The organism is Tamaricihabitans halophyticus, from assembly GCF_004340875.1.
Lineage (GTDB): Bacteria > Actinomycetota > Actinomycetes > Mycobacteriales > Pseudonocardiaceae > Tamaricihabitans > Tamaricihabitans halophyticus.
Map to the genome: position 1 here is coordinate 59,088 of NZ_SLXQ01000006.1, position 24,987 is coordinate 84,074.

General features: G+C 65.8%; 22 protein-coding genes and 1 pseudogene. 11 read left to right on the forward strand and 12 right to left on the reverse strand.

Annotated elements, in window-relative coordinates:
• Positions 1-79 precede the first annotated feature (79 nt).
• Together EV191_RS15460 and EV191_RS15465 are read left to right on the forward strand one after the other, a co-directional pair.
• Positions 80-1,378 carry an acyl-CoA dehydrogenase family protein gene (locus tag EV191_RS15460; RefSeq protein ID WP_132877948.1) on the forward strand — a complete coding sequence of 433 codons (1,299 nt, stop codon included), beginning with the start codon at positions 80-82 and terminating at the stop codon, positions 1,376-1,378.
• A 36-nt stretch (positions 1,379-1,414) separates the two neighbouring features.
• A complete protein-coding gene (locus tag EV191_RS15465) occupies positions 1,415-2,650 on the forward strand; it encodes an acyl-CoA dehydrogenase family protein (RefSeq protein ID WP_132877767.1) in 1,236 nt (411 codons plus the stop codon).
• Between the two features lie 200 nt (positions 2,651-2,850).
• Here the strand turns inward: EV191_RS15465 and EV191_RS15470 are convergent, their stop codons facing one another.
• Together EV191_RS15470 and EV191_RS15475 are read right to left on the reverse strand one after the other, a co-directional pair.
• Entirely contained in the window at positions 2,851-3,774 is a 924-nt protein-coding gene (locus tag EV191_RS15470; protein WP_132877768.1) for an NADP-dependent oxidoreductase, read from the reverse strand.
• A gap of 106 nt (positions 3,775-3,880) precedes the next feature.
• On the reverse strand, positions 3,881-4,273 hold the full coding sequence (locus EV191_RS15475) for a MerR family transcriptional regulator (RefSeq protein ID WP_132877769.1): 393 nt from the start codon (positions 4,271-4,273) through the stop codon (positions 3,881-3,883).
• Between the two features lie 187 nt (positions 4,274-4,460).
• On the opposite strand from EV191_RS15475, the gene EV191_RS15480 reads away from it, so the two are divergent.
• The 5 genes and pseudogenes from EV191_RS15480 to EV191_RS15500 all read left to right on the forward strand — a co-directional run bounded on the left by EV191_RS15480 (position 4,461) and on the right by EV191_RS15500 (position 7,828).
• Complete coding sequence (locus EV191_RS15480; RefSeq protein ID WP_207894541.1) at positions 4,461-4,724, forward strand: hypothetical protein; 264 nt, start codon at positions 4,461-4,463, stop codon at positions 4,722-4,724.
• Positions 4,721-5,473: an SDR family oxidoreductase gene (locus tag EV191_RS15485; protein ID WP_132877770.1), complete on the forward strand. Its 753-nt coding sequence runs from the start codon at positions 4,721-4,723 to the stop codon at positions 5,471-5,473. The genes EV191_RS15480 and EV191_RS15485 overlap by 4 nt, the downstream gene beginning before the upstream one ends.
• Positions 5,473-5,589 (forward strand): annotated as a pseudogene (locus tag EV191_RS30360) (beta-ketoacyl-ACP reductase); the annotation flags it as partial. The gene EV191_RS15485 and the pseudogene EV191_RS30360, both read left to right, overlap by 1 nt.
• Positions 5,586-6,605: a phosphotransferase family protein gene (locus EV191_RS15495; protein ID WP_132877771.1), complete on the forward strand. Its 1,020-nt coding sequence runs from the start codon at positions 5,586-5,588 to the stop codon at positions 6,603-6,605. The pseudogene EV191_RS30360 and the gene EV191_RS15495, both read left to right, overlap by 4 nt.
• Positions 6,605-7,828 carry an acyl-CoA dehydrogenase family protein gene (locus tag EV191_RS15500; protein WP_132877772.1) on the forward strand — a complete coding sequence of 408 codons (1,224 nt, stop codon included), beginning with the start codon at positions 6,605-6,607 and terminating at the stop codon, positions 7,826-7,828. The genes EV191_RS15495 and EV191_RS15500 overlap by 1 nt, the downstream gene beginning before the upstream one ends.
• A 34-nt stretch (positions 7,829-7,862) precedes the next feature.
• Here the strand turns inward: EV191_RS15500 and EV191_RS15505 are convergent, their stop codons facing one another.
• Positions 7,863-8,690 (reverse strand): enoyl-CoA hydratase-related protein, encoded by an 828-nt coding sequence (locus EV191_RS15505; protein WP_132877773.1) that lies wholly within the window; start codon positions 8,688-8,690, stop codon positions 7,863-7,865.
• A gap of 118 nt (positions 8,691-8,808) precedes the next feature.
• Positions 8,809-9,954, reverse strand: coding sequence for a serine hydrolase domain-containing protein (locus EV191_RS15510; RefSeq protein ID WP_132877774.1), 1,146 nt, complete (start codon positions 9,952-9,954; stop codon positions 8,809-8,811).
• 160 nt (positions 9,955-10,114) lie between these two features.
• Here EV191_RS15510 and EV191_RS15515 point away from each other — a divergent pair, with 160 nt between their 5' ends.
• Both EV191_RS15515 and EV191_RS15520 read left to right on the forward strand, forming a co-directional pair.
• On the forward strand, positions 10,115-11,608 hold the full coding sequence (locus EV191_RS15515; RefSeq protein ID WP_132877775.1) for a long-chain-fatty-acid--CoA ligase: 1,494 nt from the start codon (positions 10,115-10,117) through the stop codon (positions 11,606-11,608).
• 210 nt (positions 11,609-11,818) lie between these two features.
• Positions 11,819-12,424 (forward strand): QsdR family transcriptional regulator, encoded by a 606-nt coding sequence (locus EV191_RS15520; protein ID WP_132877776.1) that lies wholly within the window; start codon positions 11,819-11,821, stop codon positions 12,422-12,424.
• A 32-nt stretch (positions 12,425-12,456) separates the two neighbouring features.
• On the opposite strand, the gene EV191_RS15525 is transcribed toward EV191_RS15520, so the two are convergent.
• The 3 genes from EV191_RS15525 to EV191_RS15540 form a co-directional block, all read right to left on the reverse strand.
• Complete coding sequence (locus EV191_RS15525) at positions 12,457-14,046, reverse strand: sodium:solute symporter family transporter (protein WP_165912967.1); 1,590 nt, start codon at positions 14,044-14,046, stop codon at positions 12,457-12,459.
• 1,219 nt (positions 14,047-15,265) lie between these two features.
• Entirely contained in the window at positions 15,266-16,087 is an 822-nt protein-coding gene (locus EV191_RS15535; protein ID WP_132877778.1) for an NAD(P)H-binding protein, read from the reverse strand.
• A 125-nt stretch (positions 16,088-16,212) separates the two neighbouring features.
• Complete coding sequence (locus tag EV191_RS15540; protein WP_207894542.1) at positions 16,213-16,632, reverse strand: DUF5313 family protein; 420 nt, start codon at positions 16,630-16,632, stop codon at positions 16,213-16,215.
• A gap of 107 nt (positions 16,633-16,739) precedes the next feature.
• Between EV191_RS15540 and EV191_RS15545 the strand changes: the two genes are divergently transcribed.
• Positions 16,740-17,201: a MarR family winged helix-turn-helix transcriptional regulator gene (locus EV191_RS15545; RefSeq protein WP_132877779.1), complete on the forward strand. Its 462-nt coding sequence runs from the start codon at positions 16,740-16,742 to the stop codon at positions 17,199-17,201.
• Positions 17,202-17,212: 11 nt separating this feature from the next.
• On the opposite strand, the gene EV191_RS15550 is transcribed toward EV191_RS15545, so the two are convergent.
• The 3 genes from EV191_RS15550 to EV191_RS15560 are packed head-to-tail and all read right to left on the reverse strand — an operon-like array spanning position 17,213 to position 20,695.
• Complete coding sequence (locus tag EV191_RS15550) at positions 17,213-18,268, reverse strand: alpha/beta fold hydrolase (protein WP_132877780.1); 1,056 nt, start codon at positions 18,266-18,268, stop codon at positions 17,213-17,215.
• Between the two features lie 22 nt (positions 18,269-18,290).
• Entirely contained in the window at positions 18,291-19,817 is a 1,527-nt protein-coding gene (locus tag EV191_RS15555) for an acyl-CoA synthetase (RefSeq protein ID WP_132877781.1), read from the reverse strand.
• Between the two features lie 11 nt (positions 19,818-19,828).
• On the reverse strand, positions 19,829-20,695 hold the full coding sequence (locus tag EV191_RS15560; RefSeq protein ID WP_132877782.1) for an SDR family oxidoreductase: 867 nt from the start codon (positions 20,693-20,695) through the stop codon (positions 19,829-19,831).
• A 284-nt stretch (positions 20,696-20,979) separates the two neighbouring features.
• On the opposite strand from EV191_RS15560, the gene EV191_RS15565 reads away from it, so the two are divergent.
• A complete protein-coding gene (locus EV191_RS15565; RefSeq protein ID WP_132877783.1) occupies positions 20,980-21,789 on the forward strand; it encodes an SAM-dependent methyltransferase in 810 nt (269 codons plus the stop codon).
• A gap of 40 nt (positions 21,790-21,829) precedes the next feature.
• Here EV191_RS15565 and EV191_RS15570 read toward each other — a convergent pair whose 3' ends face one another.
• Together EV191_RS15570 and EV191_RS15575 are read right to left on the reverse strand one after the other, a co-directional pair.
• Complete coding sequence (locus EV191_RS15570; RefSeq protein ID WP_132877950.1) at positions 21,830-22,987, reverse strand: acyl-CoA dehydrogenase family protein; 1,158 nt, start codon at positions 22,985-22,987, stop codon at positions 21,830-21,832.
• Entirely contained in the window at positions 22,980-24,986 is a 2,007-nt protein-coding gene (locus EV191_RS15575) for an ATP-binding protein (RefSeq protein ID WP_207894543.1), read from the reverse strand. The genes EV191_RS15570 and EV191_RS15575 overlap by 8 nt, the downstream gene beginning before the upstream one ends.
• Position 24,987: the final 1 nt, after the last annotated feature.

The following is a 24,987-nucleotide window of genomic DNA, read 5'->3' on the forward strand; positions in this document are numbered from 1 at the left end:
GTAGCTAAGCGTGGCGCGGAAGGATCGCGGGATGACCGACAACGGTGGGCCAAACGGCAATCCGGTCAAACGAGATGCCATGGGCCTGGGCATGGCCGTGGTCAAACGGATGGCCGGCAGCAGCCTGTTGGACAAGGTCGGTTTGCGCAAACCGGTGGAACGCGCGCTTGTCGGCTCCACTAGGGCCGGTTTCCAGGCGGCGGGCGCGGCCAGCCGCGCGTTCACGAAGGTCAGCAAGCTGCGCGCGCCGGCAAGGCCGGCAACGCCGAACGCCTCGGCCACCTTCGATCTCACCCCCACGGAGGACGAGCAGCTGATCGCCTCGACCGTGCGGGAGTTCGCGTCCGAACAACTACGTCCGGCCGCTGCCCAAGCGAACGAGGACTGCGCGCCGCCGGATGGTCTGCTCGCCAAGACGGCCGAACTCGGCCTGCACACGGTTGCCGTGCCGGAGGAACTTGGCGGCCTTGCCACCGAACGCTCCGCGATCGCCGGCGTGCTGATCGCCGAGGAACTCGCGCGCGGCGATATGGGGCTCGCGCTTGCCTGTCTGGCGCCGTCCGCGGTCAGCACCGCGCTTTCCCTGTGGGGCGACGCGGATCAGCAGGCGACCTACCTGCCGGCGTTCCTCGGCGAGCGGCCGCCGGCCGCCGCGCTCGCGCTGCAGGAACCGCGTGCCCTGTTCGATCCGCGCCAGCCGCGCACCCGCGCGCGGCGCACCCCGGACGGCTACCGGCTGGATGGCACGAAATCGTTGGTGCCGCTTGCCGGCTCGGCGGAACTGTTCGTCGTCTCCGCCGAGCTGGAGGGCCGTGGCCCTGGGTTGTTCCTGATCGAGGCGAACACCCGTGGCGTGCGCACCGAGCCGGAGCCGGCGATGGGATTGCGGGCGGCGGCCACCGGGCAACTACACCTGGACGGCGTGCGGTTGGCTGGATCGTCGTTGCTCGGTATGGCGGCCGGAACGGAAGTACTGACCGAATGCGTCCGGCTGTCCAGGCTCGCCTGGTGCGCGCTCGCGGTCGGCACCGCACAGTCCGTATTGGACTATGTGGTGCCGTACGTCAACGAACGCGAGGCGTTCGGCGAGCCAGTGAGCCACCGGCAGGGCGTGGCCTTCCGGGTCGCCGATATCGGCACCGAGCTGGAAGGCATGCGGCTGGCCACCTATCGCGCGGCGAGCAGGGCACAGCAGGGACTGTCCTACGCGCGAGAGACCGCGCTCGCCCGAACGCTGTGCGCGGAGAAAGGCATGACGATCGGCAGCGATGGCGTGCAGTTGCTCGGCGGGCACGGTTTCACCAAAGAACACCCGGTGGAGCGGTGGTACCGCGACCTGCGCGCGATTGGCTTGATGGAAGGCGCTGTCCTCGTCTGACGCACCGTCGGCGGCATTACACCTGGAGCATGGGCGATGATTAATCTTGAAGTGCCGAAGAAGTTTGGCGCGTTGGTCAATCAGGCACGGCAGGCGGCGAACGAGATCTTTCGGCCGATCTCCCGCAAGTACGACAACGCGGAGCACAGCTATCCGAGCGAGCTGGACATGCTGGCCGCGCTGATCGACGGGTTGAACTCCTCCGGCGAAGGCGGAGCTGGCGCCGCGGGCGATCGCTCGAACGGCTCAGCGAAGGCAAAGAAGCCGACCGAGTCCACTGTAGATAATGGAAACCGGAATGGCGCGAACCTGGCCACCGTGCTCGGCACCATCGAGATGTGCTGGGGCGATGCCGCGCTGCTGCTTTCCATGCCACGCCAGGGCCTCGGCAACGCGGCAATCGCGGCCGTGGCCGACGATGAGCAGCAGGCCCGCTTTGGTCACAAATGGGCCGCGATGGCGATCACCGAGCCAGAATTCGGTTCGGACTCAGCCGCGGTGAGCACCACGGCGGCACTGGACGGCGACGAGTACGTACTCAACGGCGAGAAGATCTTCGTGACCGCTGGCGAGCGCGCCGAGGCGGTCGTCGTCTGGGCGAGCCTTGATCGGTCGAAGGGGCGCGCGGCGATCAAGTCCTTCGTCGTGGAGAAGGGTACGCCGGGCTTCGAAGTGGTGCGCCTCGAACACAAGCTGGGTATCCGTGCTTCGGACACCGCCGTACTTCGGTTCACGGATTGCCGGGTACCAAAGGAGAATCTGCTCGGCAGCCCGGAGGTGGACGTCAAGCGCGGGTTCGCTGGCGTGATGCAGACCTTCGACAACACCCGCCCGCTCGTCGCGGCGATGGCCGTTGGGCTGGCGCGGGCGGCCCTGGACGATATCGAGCGCATCCTCGCCGAGGCGGGTGTGCGGGTGGATTACGACAAGCCGGCACACGCCCAGCATGCGGCGGCGGCAAGCTACCTGCGCATGCTCGCGGACTGGGAGGCGGCGCGGCTGCTGACCATGAAAGCCGCGTGGATGGCGGACAACCGTACCCCCAATTCACTGGAAGCGTCGATGTCCAAGGCGAAGGCAGGGCGCTCGGTCACCGACATCACGCTCCAATGTGTCCAGTTGGCCGGATCACTTGGTTACACCGAGGCTTCGCTGCTAGAGAAGTGGGCAAGGGACGCCAAGATCATGGATATCTTCGAAGGAACCCAGCAGATCCAGCAGCTCATCGTGGCCCGCCGGCTGCTCGGCAAGAGCTCCACGGAGCTCAAATAGCCTTAGCTGCCAACGACCATACGCCGTACACTGACCTTGGTCCTCGCCCAAGGTGCGCTGGCTCCGGATGACCGCACCCGATTCTGGAGAGGGTGGCAGCCCGTTCAAGCCGGGCCGAGTCCGGGGAGGCGTCTCGGTATCACGCCAAGGCGTCTCCCAAGCCCGGGGAGCATTGACGACGTCGGGCGGCTGGACACTTCTCATGCCACCTTGATGACAACCTTGCCCGAAGTGTGACCTCTCTCGACGGTGGCAAGGGCGGCTGCGGCGTCGGAGAGCGGATGGTCCGCGGTGATCACGGGTGCGAGGACTCCGTCGAGGGACAGCCTGGCGGACCGTTCCAGGTTCTCGCGATCGAGGCGGCGCTCGACGAAACGTCCACCGAGATCGGGTACAGACATATCACCGACGGCGATGACGGTGCGGGGATCCCTGGCCAGCGGAGCGACCGTTCGCAGCGAAGTACCTCCGACCAGGTCGACGATCCCGTCGAAGCCGTCCGGAGCCAACTCATGTGCCGCGGCGACGACGTCCCCGGCGGTGTAGTCGATGAACCGCACTCCGACGGCCTCGGCGTACTCGCGCTTGGCGGTGCTCCCGGTGCCGATCACCCGCAGCTCGCGCCCGACGGCCAGCCGGGCGACGGCGAGGCCGACCCCGCCCCCGACCCCGTTGACCAGGACTGTGGCGCCGGCCGGGAGGCCGAGCTGGTCGAGCACGTCCACCGCGGTCGTCCCGGCCACCGGCAGCGTTGCCGCCACCGTCACGGACAGACCCGCCGGGATGCGCGCGGTGTTCGGCGCGGACAGCACCGTCGTCTCAGCGTAGGTGCCGCCACCGGTGAGGGCGAAGCCGAAGACCGCGTCACCCGCCTCGAGCCCGTCGACGTCCTCGCCCAGGGCGAGAACGGTTCCCGCTGCCTCCACGCCCAGCACACGAGGAAACGGACGGCCGCCGTCGAGCCCGGGGACCAGACCCGAGCGTAGGAGGTGGTCGAGGGGATTCACGCCGGCGACGTGGACCCGGATCAGCACCTCGCCGCGACCGGGGACGAGATCGGGACGATCGAAGAACTCTTGCACCTCGGGTCCGCCATATCTGCCGAAACCCCACGCCTGTCCCATTTTCTGCCGCCTCCCGTATGACCGGCCCGGTGATTCCGGGCGCTGTTGCCATCCTCACCGCTGACACCGATGTAAGGGGCGACCGGCTGAGGTGGAGGTCACAGCATCAGGCCGACTGTGCCACTGGTCCCGGGGTGGACAGCTCCGCCCGGTGCCGACTGTTGGCCCTGATCAGCATGTCGAGTGCATCCCGGGCCTCGATCAGGTGCGCGATGTCGGCATCGATCCTGTCCCGCTCGCGCATCATCGCCGTGAACGTCGCCTCGGCGACGCCCAGGTCACTGGGGGAGTCCACACACGGCAGCACGGTCACGATCACCCGGCTGGACATGCCAGCCTCGAACAACTGTCGGATGAGCGACACGCGCTCGACCGCGAAATCGGAATAGTGACGCTGCCCCGCCTCGGAGCGTGAGCTGGTCAGCAGGCCCTGCTCTTCGTAGTACCGCAGTGAGCGTGGACTTACACCCGTGCGCTTGGACAATTCGCCGATCCGCATCTCGGAGATAGTACGCCCGCGCGCTCAGCAATCGCAGCTCTCACTATTCCGCTCGACGTAGCTCGGATGGCCGCGGCTCGAGCGAGTGACGTGGATAACCCTGATCGAGTGCAGGCGTCGCTTGACGGCCACCAGTCGCCTGGACGAGGCTGAATGAGCAAGCGCTTAGTAACCTCGAGGAGGCACAGTGCTCGAAGCTTGCATCGTGGCTGCCGCCCGTTCGCCGATTGGCCGGGCCAGCAAGGGTTCACCGAAAGACGTTCGCCCGAAGGCGTTCGCCGCGCGGGTGATCCCGTCGGCCCGGGAACTGAACATTGCCCCAGAAGACAGCGTCAAGCTCAACGTCAACAGCGGCGCAGGCGCGCACGGAGAAGTCCGCGGCAGGCAGGCAGAGACAATGCGTGTGGGCGGCGGCCCTGGAATCGCGATGATTCTGGAGAGATTGTCATGACCAGGTTCACGGGTAAGACCGCGATCGTCACCGGCGCCAGCCGGGGAATCGGGCTGGCCATCGCCGAGCGGTTGGTGGCCGACGGCGCGAAAGTTGTCATCACCGCCCGCGAGCAGGAAGCGCTGGACGCCGCGGTCGAGAAGCTGGGTGGGCCGAAGCATGCGCTCGGAGTGGCCGGGCGCGCCGACGACGTCGACCATCAGGCCGAGACCGTCAAGCGGGCGATCGCGGAGTTCGGCGGCGCCGACCTGCTGGTCAACAACGCCGGAATTAACCCGGTGTACGGCCCGATGATCGAGCTGGATCTGGAAGCCGCGCGCAAGATCGTCGAGGTGAACTGCTTGGCGGCGTTGTCTTGGGCCCAGCAGGCGTATCGGGGATGGGTTTCCGAGCACGGCGGCGCGATCGTCAACGTCGCGTCGGTCGGCGGGATCCGACCCGCGCCGGGCATCGGCTTCTACGGCGCCAGCAAGGCAATGCTGATCCACCTCACCGAAGAGCTGGCCGTCGAGCTCGGCCCGGACATCCGGGTCAACGCGGTGGCGCCGGCATTGGTGAAGACGAAGTTCGCCACGAAGCTCTATGAGGGTCGGGAGGACGAGGTCGCCGCGGCCTACCCGCTCAAGAGACTCGGCGTCCCGTCTGACATCGGCAGCGTGGTGGCGTTCCTCCTCTCCGCGGATGCCGCCTGGATGACCGGGCAACTTCTGGTCGTCGATGGCGGCGTCACCCTCGCAGGCAGCGTCTGATGCCGGTGCGGCGAGTCGGCGAGGACATCGCGCACGCCGCCTCGTTCCTCGCCAGCGAGAGCGCGGGCTTCGTCTCCGGCCAGGTGCTCTGCGTCGCTGGGGGGCCGAAGGCGTGAGCAACCCACCTGGCATCGATCTGGATAGGCTCGGCCCGTGGCTGGCCACTGCCGTGCCGGGTGCCGGCGAGAGGCTGTCCGCCGAACTGATCGCAGGGGGCAGATCCAACCTCACCTACCTCGTCACCAACGGGACCGCGGAGTGGATCGTCCGTCGCCCGCCGCTGGGACACGTGCTGGCCACCGCGCACGACATGGTGCGCGAGCACCGGGTGATGTCGGCATTGCAAGACACGGCCGTTCCCGTACCGAGGATGTACGCGCTGTGCCAGGACGAATCCGTGCTGGACGCGCCGTTCTACGTGATGGAGCACGTCGCGGGGACGCCGTACCGATCGGCCGCCGAGTTGGCGAAGCTCGGTCAGCACCGGACTCGAACCATCTCGCGAGGCTTGGTCGACACACTGGCTACACTGCACGAGGTCGACCCGAACGTGGTGGGCCTGTCCGACTTCGGCCGACCGGACGGTTTCCTGGAGCGGCAGGTGCGTCGGTGGAGGAAGCAGCTGGACGCATCGCGAAGCCGGGACCTGCCCGCCGCGGACGAGTTGCACGCCTTGCTCGCCACGAGCGTGCCCCCGGAATCGGCGGTCGGCATCGTGCACGGTGACTTCCGGCTGGACAACCTTCTGGTGGACGACTCCGATACCACGACAGCGGTGCTCGATTGGGAGATGGCCACACTCGGTGACCCGCTGACCGACCTGGCGCTGATGGTCATCTACCACCGACTGGGCGATCTGCTGCGTACCGCTACCGTCTCCGACGTCGCGTCCGCGCCGGGCTTCCTGTCCGAGGATGAAATCATTGCCCGATACAGCGCGCGCAGCGACCGTGACCTGACGTGGTTCGGGTTCTATCTCGGGCTGGCGGCATTCAAGCTGGCCGCGATCCTCGAGGGGATCCACTACCGCCACCTGCACGGCCAGACCGTCGGCGCGGGTTTCGACCAGATCGGCGATGCCATCCACCCCCTGCTCGACGCCGGCCTCACCGCAGTGAAGGAGAACCGCTGATGGATTTCGCGTTCGACGCCAAGACCGAAGACCTCCGAGCCAGCCTCCTGGAGTTCATGGACAGCCACGTCTACCCGGCAGAACCGGTGTTCGCCGAACAACTGGGGCAGCTCGACGACCGGTGGGCGTGGGACTCGGCGCCGGTGCTCGCCGAACTGCGGGCCGAGGCGCGCCGCCGCGGCCTGTGGAACTTCTTCCTGCCCGGAGAACACGGCGGGGGCCTGACCAACCTGCAGTACGCGCCCCTGGCCGAGATCACCGGCCGCAGCGGCCATCTGGCCCCGGCCGCGTTGAACTGCTCGGCACCGGACACCGGGAATATGGAGGTTCTCGCGATGTTCGGCACTGAGGCGCAACGCAAGGAGTGGCTCGAGTCATTGCTTGCGGGCACGATTCGCTCGGCGTTCGCGATGACGGAGCCCGACGTGGCTTCCTCCGACGCCACCAACATCGCCACCCGCATCGAGCGCGACGGCGACGACTACGTCATCGACGGCCGCAAGTGGTGGATCACCGGGGCGATGAACCGCAACGCGAAGATCCTCATCGTCATGGGCAAGACCGACCCCACGGCTGAACGGCACCGCCAGCAGTCCATGATCCTGGTGCCACGCGACACTCCGGGCGTGGAGATCCAGCGCGGAATGGAGGTCTTCGGCTACGACGACCACCACCACGGCGGCCACGCAGAGCTGACCTTCACCAACGTCCGTGTTCCCGCCAGGAACCTCATCGGCGGCGAGGGCGACGGGTTCGCTATCGCCCAGGCCCGACTCGGACCGGGACGGATCCACCACTGCATGCGCTCCATCGGCGTGGCCGAACGCGCGATCGAGCTGATGTGCGCCCGCGCCAACGAGCGGGTCGCGTTCGGCAAACCGCTGGCCGAGCAGGGCGTCATCCGTGACTGGATCGCCGAGTCACGGGTCCGTGTCGAACAACTGCGACTGTTGGTGCTCAAGGCAGCGTGGCTGATGGACACAGTCGGCAACAAGCGAGCGCACACCGAGATCCAGGCGATCAAGATCGCCACCCCTGCGACCGTGCAGTGGATTCTGGACAAGGCCATCCAGACGCACGGCGCGGGCGGGCTATCCCAGGACCACCCGCTGGCCGGCGCCTACGCCAACATCCGGACGCTGCGGTTTGCCGACGGCCCGGACGAGGTGCACAAGAACGCGCTGGCGCGCGCCGAGCTCCGCCGGCAGAAGCAGGCCCGCTGATGACTGTCGGCGGGCTCGGCGTTCGCCGTTGCGGTCACCGACCGCCTGAGCCGCGACCCTGCTTGTCCGCGAACGCGGCGATCGCCCGAAGGTGATCCTGTGTCAGGCCACAAGCCTTGTGCCGTGGTACTTCCGCATCCATGGCATCGAACAGGGTGGAGCGCGGGGCTTCCGCGAGATTCCGTTTCATGTGCGCCAACGCCGTCCGTGGACCGTTGGCCAGCGAGGTGGCCACATCGCGCGTCTGCTCCGTCAGGCCGTCAGGTTCGGTGACCCAGTTGAGCAGGCCGAGTTCGAGGCTCGCGGAGGCGTCCAGCCGCGGACTGAGATACAGCAGTTCTCGCGCCTTCGCGGGCCCGACGAGATGGTGGAGGAACCAAGCGACGCCATAGTCGCCGGAGAGACCAACACTGGCGAATGCGGTCACGAGCAGGGCCCGTGGGGAGCCGATTCGTAGGTCAGCCGCCAGAGCCAATCCCAGTCCAGCCCCTGCGGCTGCCCCGGGGAGGGAAGCAATGACGGGTGTGTCCATCGCGTAGATCTTGCCTACGGTGGCTCGCTGCGAAGCGACCTGTTCCGCAACCTGGCTTGAGTCGACCTCGGAAGCGCCACTGCCTTCGCCGCCACGTTCGTTGAAGTCCAGAACATCCCCACCGGAGCAGAAGGCATTGCCGGAACCCGTCAACACGACGCACCCCACGTCATCCGAAGCGTCCATCAGATGAAGCAGGTCGCCCAACCTGACGAGCATTTCGGGCGACATCGCGTTGCGCCGCGCCGGCCGGTTCAAAGTGATCGTGCCAACGCCTCCGTCGATCGTCCCGAACGCGTCGTCGTTGGTGTCTCCGAGCAAGCGTGTCACTGGTGTTTTCCCCTTGTCTTGTCGTGCGGCGTCTTGTCGTGCGGTGTCTTGTCGTGCGACGTCGATGCCGATCGAACAACTTGATGCCGGATCGGGCCAGGGCAGTGGTGCGGGCGCGTCAGGCCAATGCTTCGTAGATGGCAGTGAGGTAGGAGTTGGCAGCCTCGGAGCCGATGACGCCCTCTGCCATCTGGTTCATGACATAGGAGATGGTCAGTCCACGGTCGGGGTGCATGACAATCATCGATCCACCCCAGCCGCCCCAGAAACAGGCCCTGTCGTCGTCGGAGATCGACGGCACGGTGGCCGGTTGGGGAAGACCGTAACCGATGCCCCACCGAAGCGGTACTCCCAGCACGAGGTCAACGCCATCAGCCTGCTCCTGGAAGATCAGCTCGATCGTCGTCGGGCTCAGCAGCTTGACGCCGTCAACCTCCCCGCCGAGCGACACGGCGGAGAGTATGCGGGCCAGTGCACGGGCGTTGCCGTGTCCATTGCCAGCTCCCAGATCGGCGCGCCTCCACGGCTCGGTGTTGGCGACCGTTGGGTCGGACACGGGGCCGTGGAAGGTCCTGAACATGGGCACGTTGGGCGGAAGCGTGCTGAGGTCGAACGCGCGGACCCGGGGCGGGATGATCTCGGCAATTCGATGATCATCGTCTGCGCGGGCGCCGATCTGGAAGTCAGCTCGCAGTGGTTCGGCGATCTCGGTCCGAACGAACTCCTTCAGGGACTTGCCCGATACCCGTCGCACGACCTCACCGACGAGGTGCCCCATGGAGTTGGCGTGGTATCCCGAGGCGGTTCCGGGCTCCCACCACGGCGCCTGGCTCGCGAGCAGCTGTGTCGACCGCTCCCAGTCGTACATGTCATCGACGGCAAACGGTGGTTCCCATCCGGAGACGCCGGACGTGTGGGACATGATGTGTCGCACTTCAATGGCATCTTTGCCGTTCGCGGCGAACTCTGGCCAGTACTTCGCGACCGGGGCGAACACGTCTAGCATTCCGCGGTCGACGAGCATCAGCGCGGCCAGGTTGGTGACTGTCTTGGTCGACGACCAGACATTGACGATAGTGTCCCGTGACCACGGGATGGTTCGTTGCGCGTCGCCGTGACCACCCCACAGGTCCGCAATCGTCTCGCCGTGCAGATCGACCGTGATAGAAGCTCCGAGTTCGCGGCCGGTCTCGATGTTGTCCCGCATCAATGTTCGAACCTTGTCGAACCGAGCATCGGCCGTGCCGTGAAGCAATTCTGGCATGTCTGGCCCCTTCGGACAGTGGGAAGTCACCTATGGACCGCCCGGCAACAGCGAACTCGATCTCGCGCGTGATCGATACGTGCACCTTGACACTGAATCCTGAACCGTGATTCTTTGCAACATATCACGTCTATGTTGCAGCAGATAAGGCGAAACCAGGATGAGCAGTGTGTTGGATCCGGTTCGGCGGCACAGCGTTGCCATGCCGGAGGCGTTGGCGGTTCGCGACGAACGGGGCGACTGGACCTACGGTGATCTCCTCGCCGGTGCGACCGCGTTTGGCGCGGGGCTTCACCGGCAAGGCGTGAAACCGGGCAGCCGTCTGGTTTTCATCGCCCCGTCGGTGCCCGAGTTCGTCGTTGCTTACCTCGGAATCCAGGCCGCGGGCTGCGTCGTGGTGCCGATGAACACGATGGCATCGCGCAGCGAGATCCGTTACGTGCTGGAGGACTCGACAGCCGCAGCCCTGATCGGCTGGCACGACGTGGGTCCGGCCGCCCGGCAAGCTGCCGATGAGGCCGGGGTGCCGTTCCAGGTGTTGAACTCCATGACTCCCGGCTCGGCGCAGGCTGGCGAGTTGACGTTCGAGATCCAGGAGCGGGCTCGCGACGACACGGCGGCCATTCTCTACACCTCGGGCACGACAGGACGCCCCAAGGGTGCCGAGCTGACGGTCGACGCCCTCCTGGAAGCAGGCGAGATCTCGGTCGAGGCGCGGCGCACTTCGCCCCATGATCGGTTCGCGACCGCACTCCCGCTGTTTCACATCTTCGGACAAGTCACGGTCATGATGGCGGCTCTTTCGGCCGGGGCCTCGATGTCCTTGCAGTCGCCGTTCGAGCCGGTGCGCATGCTCCAGATGATCTACCGTGACCGGGCGACCGTCGTGGCCGGCGTGCCAACCATGTGGAACGCGTTGCTACGAGCCGCGGACGGATTCGGACCGTCGGACTTCTCCTCGGTGTCGATCGCGATCTCGGGGGGCGCCTCGTTGCCCGCGGAGGTCGCCTCCGCATTCGAGGAGCGTTTCGGATGCCCTGTGCTCGAAGGTTATGGGTTGACCGAAACCACCTCGCTGGCGACCTTCGCTGACCTCGACCGGAGGCCGAAGAACGGTTGCGCGGGCGCGCCGGTGCCCCGCACGGAAGTGGAGATCCGTGCCGCAGACGGCACGGCACTGCCGCGGGACGAAGTCGGGGAAGTGTGGGTGCGTGGCCCGTCTGTCATGAAGGGCTACTGGCGTCGCCCGGACGCGACTGCCGAGGCGCTGCGGGACGGCTGGTTCCGGACCGGAGATCTCGCACGGAAGGACGCGGAAAGTGACGTCTGGATCGTCGACCGGCTAAAAGACCTGATCATCCGCGGCGGCTACAACGTCTATCCGGGTGAGGTCGAGGAGGTCCTCTACGGTCATCCGGATGTGGTCGAGGCCGCCGTCGTGGGCGTACCCGACGACTATTACGGCGAAGAGGTCGCGGCGGTGATCGTGCTGCGTGACGGCGCGAAGCTCGCCGGCGAGCAGATCACAGCGTGGGCGCGGGAAAGGATGTCCGCCTACAAAATCCCGCGGATCGTTCGGTTCGTGCCGGAACTTCCAAAGGGCGCGACCGGCAAGGTTCTGAAGCGCTCGATCGACCCCGTCAAACTGGGCTGATCTCATGGCTCAGTACTCCCGGCACGCCATCCCATCAGCGCTACAAGCAACCCACACCAATCGGCCGAAGCACGATCTAACCTCAGAAATTACACACTCCCGGGCTCGAGAAAGTGCTCATCGATCGGCGGTTCAGCAACCAGACTCACCCCCAAACCCACCGAGCCAGAGGAGAACGCCGGCCCGCCCGGAACCCATTAGGCTTGTCACGTGACCGAATGCAAGGCTCAAAGTGCCGGGACGGCACTCCGACCGGGGGCCGAGCGCGCAGTCAGGCTGGCTCGCAAGAAGCTCATGGCAGGCGAACGCCTCGACATCAACGCCATGGCGGCGGAGTTGGGCATCGATCGAACGACGCTCTTCCGCCGGGTCGGCAACAGGGATCAGCTGGTTATGAGTGCGATTCTCTCGATCACGGTACCGACGCTCACACGAATTATCGCCTCAGCGGAAGGCTCGGGTGTTACGAAGATCGCGTACGTTGTCGAGACATATGCACGCGCGTCAATCGAAGCGGAATGGTTCAGGCGTTGGATAGAGCGCGACCCGGAACGCGCACTTCGGTTACTGACGTCCAAGGCAAGCCCGCTGCAGCAGCACGTCGTGACTGTCTTCGAGGAGTTGTTGATCGATGAGCATGCCAAGGCACCGATAGGCACGCCGCTGCCGATACGTGACATGGCGTACCTACTCATCCGCATCCTCGAGTCTTTCGTCTATTCAGACCTAATTGCAGGCGACGAGCCGGACTGGACGAAAGTTGGCCCGGCTGTTTCGGCCTTGCTTCGCCCCGACCAGCCCGACGCACGAACCTGACTTGGCGACCCTCGACCGCGTTGCGGGCAGGATCACTCCGACGGCGCCGGGGGAAGTGAGTTGGTTTTGGAGCCTGCGGTTCCTCCCGCCTTGGCGCCCTCCTCATGCACGTCGTCGTCCAGCGGGCTCGGCTGTTCGTCGCGAAAATGAGCGAAAATCTTGCTCGGTTCCGGAGCCGTGGCCAGTGATACGACGACGTGAGCAACGTAGGAGGCCAACACACCGAGTGCGGCCACGTTCCATGGCGACAGCAATGGTGAGTCTTGGAACACCGTCTCGTTGAGGATGGCCACCACGCCGCCGACGAGAATGCCGGCCGACAGCGACGCAATGGCGCCCTTCGTGTTGGCGCGACGCCAACGCATCCCGAGGTAGACGACGGGTCCTAGCATCGCAGAGAGTGCCCCCCAAGCGACGGCCATGAGCGCCATGACGAACGGCGGAGGATTGAGAGCCAACGCTCCCGCGGCCACCATCAACACAACACAGGCGATGCGCGTATAGAGCATCTCTCGCCGGTCCGACATGCGGACGCCGATGCTCTGCTTGAGGATGTCGCGGACTATGGCTGCCCCACTGAGAAGCATGAACGAGTCGGTCGTGGACATCACCGCCGCCAGCACCGCCGCACACAGGATGCCCACAACGAAGGGACTGAACTGGTCAATGATCAAGGTGGGCAGGACCGAATCAGGATCATTGACTACCGGCACGGAACCTTCGTCCTCCAGTACCCGGTAGGACGTGCCGGCCCAGATGGCTGCTATGCCGAAGAGATAGAGGAAGCACGAGATGAACGGCAGCCAGCGAATGACCTCAAGATTGCGGATCGTGAAGAACTTGGTGTTGACGTGGGGTACGCCCGCGTAGGCGAGAAAACCGATAAAGAAAGCGTAGAGCAGAACGTTCTGCCATACGAACGCGCCGTCGCTATGCCAAGGCTCAAGGTATTCGGGACTGATGGCTCCGAGCTTCTCATGCAGCGCGCTCAGCCCCCCAACCTCGCGGATGCCCCAGACGGCGATCCACACTGCGAAACCAGCGAGCAAGATCATCTGGAACAGGTTGGTCCAGATTGCGGACCTGATTCCGCCGCCGAGCGAATAGAGGATCACGACAGCGCCCCCAAACGCGACCGAGGCGAGCTGGCTCCAACCGAACACTGTGGTGCCAACCCAAGCCATCGCCACGAACTGGACGACCATGTAGATGAACGACCCGAGAACGACACCAGTCGCGCTCAGCACCCGAACAGTGGTGCTGTCTCCATAGCGCAGCGCGAGCAAATCGGGAAGCGTGTACACCTCGTGCCGTCTCGCTGTCACCGTCATCGGCTTGGCGAGCAGTAAGTACGCCACGGTCAGGCCAAGGAAGGCGAACCCCATCGTCATGACGTACAACGCGTACCCGGTTCCATAACCCGATCCAACGTTGCCGAGCAGGCTCGCGCCGCTGACGATAGTTCCCACAACGCCGAACGAGACCAGCCACTTGCCGAACCCGTTCCCGGCGATCATGTAGTCGCGCATGGAATTCACTCGACGCGCTGCCAACAGACCGATCGCGACCGTGATCGAAAGATACAGAACGATGGCTATAGCGCCGCTTAGCCCGAAAGACATCGCGCGATTACCTCCGCCGTGTGGTTCGGTAGGGCTTCCCAAGGACCGCCCACTCGTCATCGGTGGAACGGAAGCGCAATCCGAATCCCACCGCCAGGACCACTGCCGCAACGAATCCGCCGAAGACGAACAAGCTGGTCAACACTGGAAGTCCGAACATCCGCCTCTTCCTCCAACGGTCCGATACGAACCCTGCGATTGCAACATCTATGCCTGATGTTGCAGACAATGTCGTGAACGGGACCACGTGTCAAGGGCGAGAAGTAGTCGGACCCGAGCATCGCTCAACGCTCGGTGGACCAATCGCACTCAGCGGCGCCCGCGTCGAGTGGGGTGACGCTCGAGGGCGCCAGGATGCACTCGGGATCTGGGCTGACCCTGGCCGTGAGGGCGCGAGGTTCTAGCTGCAAGTGTTGCAGGACTTGAAGAATCATGGAATGAAGGATGTGTTCTTCGTGATCCGCGACGGGTCATCGGCCCGCGCACTCGTTACCGCTTCCCTACGAGATTTCCAGGCACAGCAACGCGAAACCGAGCCATCAACTACGTGGATTGAGCAGAGCTAGTCACCACGGTCGGCTGGATCGCCGTGGTGGTCGTTCCCTGGGGGTTCGCTACCGGAACGGCGCATACTGTCGAGGGCGCGCGCGATGAATTCGGAGCCAAGCGAATTCGCGCTGGCCGCCTGGCCGGGTCGATGCCTGGGCAACGTATCGGACTGGTCCACCACCCGGTGCAACTCCGCCGCGGGATAATGCCATTCACCGCTACAGCCGTTCGGGCAAGGCCATTCAACTTCACGGAGGACCTGTCCGCTCTGATCCGGCTGCTGCCAAGCCATGGTCCCCGTACCGGCACAGAGCTGGCACGGTTCAGCGATTGGGTACCTGTCCAAGTCCACCGCACGTCCCGCAGGCGTTTCGATCTCGGTCCATCCCCGACCCATGGCAAGCCGGGCATTCCACCATATCGAAGCACAGCATCCCACTGTTGCTGGCGCCCCGTCCCACGGTCTTCTGGATTCGCACGTGCCAGAGCCTTTCTGATCGGCATGCGGTAGCCAACCCCCGAGTGATCAAACGTGTTTTATGAAACACTTTCAAGCCAAATCGGCACGTTCGCCCCGGCCACGTGCTAACCGGGCGCCCCGCACTCAGGGGTTGACCAAGCCAGACCCCGTCATCCGCGCCAAACCGGACTTATCCGCCCGGCAAGCTGGCTACCGGAAGGACGCGGCGTTCTCCCGCACCCAGTCCGCGAAGGTGCGCGGCGCGCGCCCGGTCACCCTGTGCACGGTTTCCTGAACGGTGTAGCCAGCCTCCGACGGATTGGTGCGCATCGCGAGGAAGTAGTCGATATCGCTGTCGGCGAATCCAGCCTGCCGCCACTGCGCCACGATCTCGTCCTGACTCAGTTCGACAAAGCGCAGCCGCCGGCCAAGAACCTCGGCAAGCGTGTCCACCTTCTCCCTGGCATTGAGCGATTCCGGCCCAGTCAGCCAGTACTCCTGACCGGCGTGCCCATCCGTAGTGAGCGCGACTGCCGCAACGGCGGCGATATCCGCTTCGTGCACCATCGCGCTCTTCGCCGCCGCAAAACCGTCCCGCACGACACCTTCGGTCCGAATGGACTCCGCCCACTCCAACGTGTTTGCCATGAACTCCACCGGCGCCAGCAGTGTCCATTCCAGATCGCTGGCCTCGAGCGCCCGTACCAGCGGCGTCTTTTCGATGTCACCCTGCAGTACGGTCACCTTGCGCGCACCGGCGTCCGCAACTCGCCGTACTACATCCGCACCGTTGGGCAGTGCGCTGTAGGTCGTCGCGTCGAAATCGATCAGATGTACGGCGTCGACCCCGGCGAGGGCGTCGACGAGACTGTCCGCGTCGGTGAGATCCCCGCCGACGACGGCCGCGCCGCTCGGCGGATTCGCGCCCGCGGGATTACGCGTCATGGCACGGACCACCTGCCCTTCCGCGACCAGCTGTGCGGTGAGCTGCCTGCCCACCGTTCCGGTGGCGCCGGTTACCAGAACTGCCACGATTGCCCTACTTTCGCGTCGCGTATCGCTTACCAGCGTCGACGCTAACCCGCTCTTAGGACACTTATCGTCCTAAGAGCGGCGCGGTTGCACTCCGTGGCCGCAAGATCCCTAAAGACCGCGGTCTAGCGGGCGTCGGCATCCTCGTCGACCAGCGACTCGGGCCGGTAGCGAGCCAGATAGGCGCGCCGCTGCCGTTCATCCTCTTCGGCGCGCTCTGCCTTGCGAACCGAAACGCGGGCATTCGCCGGAAACCCGTGTTTGGCAAGACGATGCGCACAGCTCTCTTCGACATAGGACAGTGAGTAGAAATAGCCAACGACCGCGGCGAGCACGACCATGCTGAGCCGCAACTCGATCGGCGCGGGCAGGAACAGCGGACCGACGAGCAACGGCGCGAGCAGCACGGTCGCCCGCGCCGCATGCCGCCACACCCAGCTTCGCGCGGTCAGGTCGTGGAACACCCAGCCCCGGTAGCGCTCGGACAGCGTTCCACCGAGCGCGTAGTACACCCAGCGCACCGGGTTCGGCCTGATCCGGTCCATCAGCGACTCCAAGGCTAATTCTTAGCTTGCTTAAAGTTAGCACACTAATTATTCACGTCAACACGGTTCTGGCTATCATCAGCACCAGCCGAAGTGAAGGATGAGCGATGGCAACGATCGATCTCGGCGATGATCCGCTGGACCTGGACCGGCAGGTGTGTTTCGCGCTGTCGGTGGCCTCGCGCAGCGTTATCGGGATGTACCGGCCGCTGCTCGAGCCGATGGGGCTGACGCATCCGCAGTATCTGGTGATGCTCGCGCTGTGGCAGTCAGCGCCGCGTACCGTGCACGAACTCAGCGGCGTGCTACGTGCCGAGCCAGCGACCCTTTCGCCGATGCTGAAACGGCTCGAATCGATCGGGTACGTGACGCGCACCCGAGGTGTCCCGGACGAGCGCACGCTGACCGTGGATCTCACCGATACGGGCCGAAAGCTGCGTGCCACCGCGGAGCAGATCCCGTACCGGGTGGTCGAGCTGCTTGGCATGGAGGTCAGCGAGCTGGAGCACCTACACCAGGTGCTCGGCAAGGTGATCGCCGCGACCGACACCGCACCCGAACGGGCCTGACGCTCCCCTGGTCAGGAGTCGTGACGGGCGTGGAACTGGTCGATATACGACCACGTGGTGTTGCGCGCCCCGCGTCCGGTGAGTACCCCGAGATGGCCGCCGGGCGCGACCTCGAAGCACACCTCCGGCGCGTGATCGAGCAGCTCGGTAACCCGCGCGACCGCACGCTTCGGCGCGATCCCGTCCGTTTCCCCCGCGATAACCAGTGTGGGTACCGAAACCTTGGACAGCGAGATCGTGCGGCCAGCCAGTTCCACGCTGCCGTTGGCGAGATCGTTCGCGCGGAAGAACCGGTGATACATCTGCCCGAAGGTGCGCCCGGGGTAGGCGAGCATATTGTCCATGAAATGGTCCACGGCCTCGATCTGCGCCAGGAACTCCCGATCATCGAGGTTCTTCAGGATCGCGAGCGGCTTGGTGATCTCCTTATCCAGCCCAGTCGCCCAGAACACCCTGCTCACGATCGAGGCGGGTGCGCTGCCAAGTAGCCGGTACACCGGGGTAAGCACCCAGCCGCCGGTCAACTCAACCAGCGGCCGAACCGGCGCGACAAGGGGAATCGCGGTGAAATCCACCGGCGCCGCGACCGACACGATCGACGCGATCGGCAGGTCCTGCTGATCGGCCGCGGTCAGCAGCGCGAAAATCCCACCGAGACACCAGGAAACCAGCCGCACCGGCGCCCCGCCCGCATCCTCGCTGGCTCGCCGGATCGCCCTGGGCAGCACCTCCTCGACCCAGTGCTCCACACCAATGCCACGGTCCGAGAAGGACACTTCGCCGTAGTCGACCAGGTACACGCAATGCCCCGCATCGACGAAGTACTCGGCCATACTGCAACCGCGCCGCAGGTCGAAGCACAGCGCCGGCGCCGCCAGTGGCGGCACAAGCAGCACGGGAGACCCGTCGGCCGCCCCGTCCGGCTGCTGCATGCGGTACAGGTTGCGGTGTGGGCCTCGGTCGATCAGCACCCTCGGTACGGGCCGCAGATCCGCGAGACCGTCACCGAACGTCTTGGCGAGCACGTTGGCCGCCACGGTGGGCAGCCGCGTGGGGGTCAACCACATGCGAACAGACTAGCGCGGCTGGCTAGCGATACTTGGCGCGCAACTCTCGCTTGAGCACCTTGCCCGCACCGGACATGGGCAGGGCGGCAACCACCTCGACGCTGCGCGGCGCCTTGTAGCCAGCCACATGCTGTTTGGCGAACTCGCGCAGCTCCTCGGCGGTCACCGTCGCGCCCTCGGCCGGCACGACAACCGCGTGTACCCGCTCGCCCCACTGCTCATCCGGCACCCCGATGACCGCGCAGGCGGCGATGGCCGGATGCTTGGCGAGCACGTTCTCCACTTCGGCGGAGTACACGTTCTCCCCGCCCGTGATGATCATGTCCTTGATCCGGTCGACCACGTAGATGTAGCCGCGCTCGTCCATATAGCCGCCGTCGCCGGTGTGCATCCAGCCACCGCGCAGTGCCTGCGCGGTCTCCGCCGGCTTTTCCCAGTAGCCGAGCATCACATGCTCGCCGCTGATCACGATCTCCCCCACGGTGCCTCGGGGCACCTCGTTGTCATCCGGGTCGACGACGCGCACCTCGGCGTGCGGCGCGGCTCTACCTGCTGCCCGCCGTAGGCTCGGATCCCGGTGATCATCGGGCGAGAGCAACGTGGCGATCGGCGAGACCTCGGTCATCCCGTACGCCTGGCCGAAATCCGCGTTCGGGAACGTCCGCATCGCCCTGCCGAGCACCGCCTCGGAGATGACCGAAGCGCCGTAGCCGATGAATTCGACGCTGGACAAGTCGCGCTGGGCCGTCGCGGGATCGTCCACAAGCAACTGAATCATCGTGGGCACGAGCAACACATCGGTCACCTGGTGCCGCTCGACCGCGTCCAACAGCACCTTCGGGTCGAAGGCGGGAATCACGACATGCGTGCCACCGGCCAGCGAGCCGGACACCCAACACGCGAAGTCCGCGAGGTGAAACATCGGCGCGGTGTGCAGCAGGCGCGGCCGGCGACCGGTCATGAAGTAGCCGGTCGCCGAGGCACCCATCGCGGAGGTGAGCAGGTTGCGGTGGCTGAGCATCACGCCTTTCGGCTCACCGGTCGTACCGCCGGTGTAGAACACGCCCGCGAGGTCATCGCTCGTGCGCCGCGCGTCCGCGACCGGCTCGGCGTGAGCGAGCAGTACCTCGTAGTTGAGCATCCCTTCCGGAGTCGGCCCGTCACCGCAGTGGATCACCGTCTCCAGTTCCGGGTACTGCGCCCGGATCGCCGGGACCGAGCCCGCGAACATATCGTCCACGAGCAGCACGGTGGTGCGCGAATCGCGCAGCGAGTACGCGATCTCCGCGGGGCTCCACCGGATGTTCACCGGGTTGAGCACCCCACCGGCCCAGGGCACCGCGTAGTAGTACTCGATGTAGCGATCCGAGTTGAGCGAGTACATGGCCACCCGGTCGCCAGTGGCCACGCCTAGCGTCCGCAACGCACTGGCGAACCTGGCAACGCGATCAGCGACTTCCCGGAACGTGCGGGTGCGATCCTGGTAGACAACCGCTGGGTCATCCGGAAACTGCTGCACCGAGCGGTGTAGCAGCTGGGTCAGGTGCATCGGCGATCACCTCATTCTGTTGGCTCCCGTTCCCCGGAAACGCCAGCGGCCACGCGCGACTCGTAATCGGCCCGCGCGGTGGAATTCACCGCGGACAGCAGCAGCTGATCCGCGCCCATCGTGCGCATGATCCATTCCGCGGCCTTACGTGGCAGCACGCTGGAGACCTTCTGCACCATGCCTGCCGACTGCGGTACGAACACCTCGAAACGCGGGAATCGCAGGGCCGTGGCGATCGCTTTGGCCACGTCCTCCGGCAGTACCGAGGAAACCCCGCGGGCCTCATTGAGGCCGGCGGCCAGCTCGGTACGCACCACCGCGGGCAGGACCACGGAAACGTCCACGCCCGAATCCCTGAGCTCGAAGTACATCGCCTCGGATAGGCCGACCACGCCGTGTTTGGTGGCGCAGTAGGTGGCGCCACCGGGAAAACCCGCCTTACCCGCGGCGGATGCCACGTTGACGATATGTCCGGTGCCCCGTGGTCGCATCCGGCGGGCGGCTTCCCGCGTGCCGTGGATGACCGCGTGCAGGTTGATCTCCAGCTGCCGGGTGGTCATCGCGTCGTCCTCGCGCTCGAGCTCGGCAAGCGGCATGATCCCGGCGTTATTGATCAAGATGTCGATCGGACCGAGCCGGCGTTCCACCTCGTCCAGGAACGCGGTGAACCCGGCGCGTTCGGTGACATCCAGGCGCAGCCCGATCGCTTCCGGCGAGACGTCCTTGGCCGCCGCCTGCGCATCGCCCTCGTCCAGATCGCCGATGGCGACCTTGGCGCCCAGCCGACCGAGCACCCCCGCGGTACACGCGCCGATACCCCGCGCCCCACCGGTAACCACGACAACCTTGCCTTGCAGTGAACGCGGTTGCTTCGCCACGTAATCGTCCTCCCTCATCGGCAGCTCGCCGCCGTCACGGCAGCACTGCCGGCGCACGGGCCAGCGGATCAGGAAACAATCATGTTGGACTGTTTGTACCGTGAAGCGACCCTCGTCACAAGTCTTGGCGCGACGCTATTGCGCTCGGCCGTCGAGTCCGCTTGCATAATGCATCTTGTGGAGCCAAGCGGTGGCCGAGTAGTTGATCTACGTATTAAGCTAATGTGCACTCTTGGTGATCAATTGGTCTTGCTCCGCGACGATGACTGAGATAAGGAGGATCCGTGTCCGAGGAACGACAGCCAGCGAGTAACGAGGCTGCGCCGGACCAACCAAGCATCGCGCGGATCTATGACTACCTGCTCGGCGGTGGCCGCAACTATCCGGTTGACCGGCAACTCGCTGACTACATCGTGCAGCTGGTTCCGGACGCTCCCGAAGCGGCAAGAGCCAACCGGGATCTGCTGCACCGGATGGTGCGCTTCCTGCTCGCCCGCGGGGTCCGCCAGTTTCTCGATATCGGCTCCGGGGTGCCGGCCGAGGGCAACGTGCACGAGATCGCGCAACGCGCCGCGCCTGGATCGCGGGTGGTCTACGCGGACGTCGACGAAATCGTCGTCTCGGAGAGCATTCGTATGCTCGAGGACAATGAACGCGCGGGCGTGGTCCACGGCGATCTGTGCGAGCCGGAGTCAATCCTGCACGCCACGGTGGCCAGGGATCTGCTGAACTTCGACGAGCCGATGGCCATCCTGTGCAACGCGGTGCTGCATTTCGTGCCGGATCAGCGCGCGCCGTATGACGCCATCCGCCAGTTCCTGAACGCCGTGCCGTCCGGCAGTTATCTGGCCATCTCGCATGCGAGTGGCGCGGCCGATCCGGCGCTGCTGAACTACGCGTCCACGGTGTTCACCCGAAGCGATGTGCCGATCGTGCTACGCGATCGCGCGGAGATCACCGAGTTCTTCCGGGGGACGGAGTTGTTGGAGCCAGGCGTGGTGTACTCGCCGCAGTGGCATCCGGACACCGCGGGCGAGGTGGACGATCGCCCGGACCGCGCGTTCAGCTACGCGGGCGTCGGCCGCAAACCCTAAACCGCAAGATTCCTAAAGAACGCGGTTACGGAGTGTGCCGTCAGGCGCCGACGCCGAGCTCTCGGGAGATGAGCATGCGCTGCACCTCGCTGGTCCCCTCGCCCACCTCGAGAATCTTCGCGTCCCGGTAGAACCGCCCGACCGGGAACTCGTTCATGAACCCGTAGCCGCCGAAGATCTGGGTGGCCTCCCGCGAGTTGTCCATCGCGGCGTTCGAGGCAACCAGCTTGGCGATGGCCGCCTCTTTCTTGAACGGCTCACCGCGCAGCATCTTCGCGGCTGCTTGGTAGTAGGCCAGCCGCGCGGTATGCGTGCGCGCCTCCATATCCGCGATCTTGAACTGGATGGCCTGGTAGCTGCCGATCTTGTTGCCAAAGGTTTCCCGCTCACCGACGTAGCGCAGGCATTCGTCGATACAGCCCTGGGCCAGACCGACGCTGACCGCCGCGATCGCCACCCTTCCCTCGTCCAAAATAGACAGGAACTGGGCGTATCCCCTGCCCCGCTCGCCGAGCAGGTTCTCCGCGGGGACCCGGCAGTCGGCGAACGCCAGCTCCCTGGTGTCCGAGGCGTTCCAGCCGACCTTGGAGTACTTCGGTGCCACGGTGAATCCCGGCGTGCCGGCTGGCACGATGATCGCGGAGATCTCCTTGTGGCCGTTGGGCTTCTCCCCGGTCACCGCGGTGACCGTGACCAGCTCGGTGATCTCCGTGCCGGAGTTGGTGATGAACGCCTTGCTGCCGTTGATCACCCACTCGCCGTCCACGATCTTCGCGGTGGTGCGGGTCGCGCCCGCGTCCGAACCGCCACCCGGCTCGGTCAGCCCGAAGGCACCAAGTCCCGCACCGGAACACAACCGGGGCAGCCAGCGCTGCCGCTGTTCCTCGTTGCCGAACCGGTACAGCGGCATAGCACCGAGCGAAACCCCGGCCTCCAGGGTGATCGCGACCGAGGAGTCCACTCTGGCCAGTTCCTCGAGGGCAAGGCACAGGGCGAAGTAGTCCCCGCCCATCCCGCCAACCGACTCGGGGAACGGGAGACCGAACAAGCCCATCTGGCCCATCTTGGCCACCAGCTGGTACGGAAACTCCGCGCGCTCGTAGAACTCCCCGATCACCGGCGCCACTTCGGACCGCGCGAAATCCTCCACGGTCTTGCGCAGCGCTTCGTACTCCTCGTCCAACCGGAAATCAATCATCGCCACCCTCTTCCTGCGCGATCACCACGAGCGTTTCGCCAAGCCCCACCGGCGAACCGGCTCGTACCGGCAACTCGGTGACCACTCCATCCACCGGTGCCGTAATCGTGTGCTCCATCTTCATCGCTTCCACGACGAGTAGCGCCGCGCCCGCCCGCACTGTCGCGCCAACCGACGTGTTCACCAGCAGCACGGTCCCTGGCATCGGGCTGGTCACCGGGCCGCCACCGGCCTCGGCGGTTTCTCCCGCCACCGCGTCCAACCGCTTGGTCTCGTGCAGCGCCCAGGAACGCCCCTGCGCGGCGAGCCACAGCACATCGTCCTGCCGCGCGCTGGAGTACCAGGTGATCCGCCCGGCGAATCCCACGGTGAGGACGTTGTCGGCGCGCCGCACCCAGGCGGCCACCGGTTCGCCAGCGCCGACGGCGACCTCGGCGGCATCCGCGGTACCGCGTACCCGAACCTCGGTGGGTTCCGCCCCGGCAACGCCGATCAGCCAGCTGGACCAGGCTGGTTCGCCCAGCCGCCAGCCGCTCGGGATATCCCAGGGATCACGGTATCCGCCAACGGGTTCCCGCGCGTCGAGCAGTTCGAGCACGGCGGCCGCGAGCACCTCGTCGGGCACCGGCTCGACCCCGGTGAGCTCGCCGATTCGGCGCTCCACCAGTCCGGTGTCCATCTGTCCCGATTGGACATCGGGGTCCGCGAGTAGCGAACGCAGGAAGGGGATATTCGTCGTGACACCGAGCAATACGGTTTCGCCGAGCGCGGTCCGCAGCTCGCGCAGCGCATGCTCCCTTGTGGAGCCGTGTGCCACGTACTTGGCCAGCATCGGATCGTAATCACTACCCACCCGCTGGCCAACCGCGATACCCGAGTCGACGCGCACCCGGTGCGCTGGCTCCGCAAGCGCGAGGATTTCCCCGCCGGTGGGGAGAAAGCCCCGGTCCGGATCCTCGGCGTACACGCGCACCTCGACGGCGTGTCCACGTGCCGGGGTGTAGTCCACGGCCAGCTTCTCCCCCGCGGCGACCCGCACCTGCTGCTCGACAAGGTCGATACCGGTCACCAGTTCGGTCACCGGATGCTCCACCTGCAACCGGGTGTTCATCTCCATGAAGAAGAACTCGTCCGGCGCCCCACTGGCACTTGCCGCGGCTCCGGAGACGATGAACTCGACGGTGCCGGCCCCCGAGTAACCGACGGCGGCGGCGGCATCCACGGCCGCCTGTCCCATCCGCTGCCGCAGTCGCTCGTCGAGCAGCGGCGATGGCGCTTCCTCGACGATCTTCTGGTGCCTGCGCTGCAAACTGCATTCCCGCTCACCGAGATGCACCACGTTGCCGTGCGTATCGGCGAGCACCTGGATCTCGATATGCCGTGGGGTATCCACGAACCGCTCGATCAGCAAGGTGTCGTCGCCGAAGGCACCGCGGGCCTCCCGGCGCGCGGAGGCCGCCGCCTCGGCGAACTCGGCCGGATCGCGCACCAGGCGCATCCCCTTACCGCCCCCGCCAGCGGATGGTTTGAGCAGCACCGGATAACCGATCTCGGTGGCCGCGGCGAGCAGTTGGTCGTCGTCCAATCCCGGCTCGGCGCGGCCGGGTACCACCGGCACCCCGGCTGCCTGCACGGTCTGCTTGGCGCGGATCTTGTCGCCCATCGCCTCGATCGCCGGCACCGGCGGCCCGATGAACACCAGGCCGGCCCGCGCGCAGGCATCGGCAAGCGCCACGTTCTCCGCGAGGAACCCGTATCCAGGGTGGATCGCCTGCGCGCCGGTGGCCAGCGCGGCCTCGATCACGCGCTCGACATGCAGGTAGCTCTCACTCGCCGCGGCCGGACCGAGCCGGATCGCGAGGTCGGCCTCCGTCACGTGCCGCGCGCCGGCATCCGCGTCGCTGTATACCGCGACGGACTGAATTCCCATGCGGCGCAAGGTTTTCGTGATGCGCACCGCAATCTCGCCACGGTTGGCGATCAGTACCGTGTGGAACATC

What these genes read in the sequence shown, in the direction of transcription:
- EV191_RS15465 (WP_132877767.1), top strand. Translation starts at nt 1,415, where the DNA reads ATGATTAATCTTGAAGTGCCGAAGAAGTTTGGCGCGTTGGTCAATCAG.
- EV191_RS15555 (WP_132877781.1), bottom strand. Translation starts at nt 19,817, where the DNA reads ATGCACCTGACCCAGCTGCTACACCGCTCGGTGCAGCAGTTTCCGGAT.
- EV191_RS15470 (WP_132877768.1), bottom strand. Translation starts at nt 3,774, where the DNA reads ATGGGACAGGCGTGGGGTTTCGGCAGATATGGCGGACCCGAGGTGCAA.
- EV191_RS15575 (WP_207894543.1), bottom strand. Translation starts at nt 24,986, where the DNA reads ATGTTCCACACGGTACTGATCGCCAACCGTGGCGAGATTGCGGTGCGC.
- EV191_RS15510 (WP_132877774.1), bottom strand. Translation starts at nt 9,954, where the DNA reads ATGCCAGAATTGCTTCACGGCACGGCCGATGCTCGGTTCGACAAGGTT.
- EV191_RS15525 (WP_165912967.1), bottom strand. Translation starts at nt 14,046, where the DNA reads ATGTCTTTCGGGCTAAGCGGCGCTATAGCCATCGTTCTGTATCTTTCG.
- EV191_RS15545 (WP_132877779.1), top strand. Translation starts at nt 16,740, where the DNA reads ATGGCAACGATCGATCTCGGCGATGATCCGCTGGACCTGGACCGGCAG.
- EV191_RS15500 (WP_132877772.1), top strand. Translation starts at nt 6,605, where the DNA reads ATGGATTTCGCGTTCGACGCCAAGACCGAAGACCTCCGAGCCAGCCTC.
- EV191_RS15515 (WP_132877775.1), top strand. Translation starts at nt 10,115, where the DNA reads ATGAGCAGTGTGTTGGATCCGGTTCGGCGGCACAGCGTTGCCATGCCG.
- EV191_RS15540 (WP_207894542.1), bottom strand. Translation starts at nt 16,632, where the DNA reads ATGGACCGGATCAGGCCGAACCCGGTGCGCTGGGTGTACTACGCGCTC.
- EV191_RS15460 (WP_132877948.1), top strand. Translation starts at nt 80, where the DNA reads ATGGGCCTGGGCATGGCCGTGGTCAAACGGATGGCCGGCAGCAGCCTG.
- EV191_RS15570 (WP_132877950.1), bottom strand. Translation starts at nt 22,987, where the DNA reads ATGATTGATTTCCGGTTGGACGAGGAGTACGAAGCGCTGCGCAAGACC.
- EV191_RS15485 (WP_132877770.1), top strand. Translation starts at nt 4,721, where the DNA reads ATGACCAGGTTCACGGGTAAGACCGCGATCGTCACCGGCGCCAGCCGG.
- EV191_RS15550 (WP_132877780.1), bottom strand. Translation starts at nt 18,268, where the DNA reads ATGTGGTTGACCCCCACGCGGCTGCCCACCGTGGCGGCCAACGTGCTC.
- EV191_RS15475 (WP_132877769.1), bottom strand. Translation starts at nt 4,273, where the DNA reads ATGCGGATCGGCGAATTGTCCAAGCGCACGGGTGTAAGTCCACGCTCA.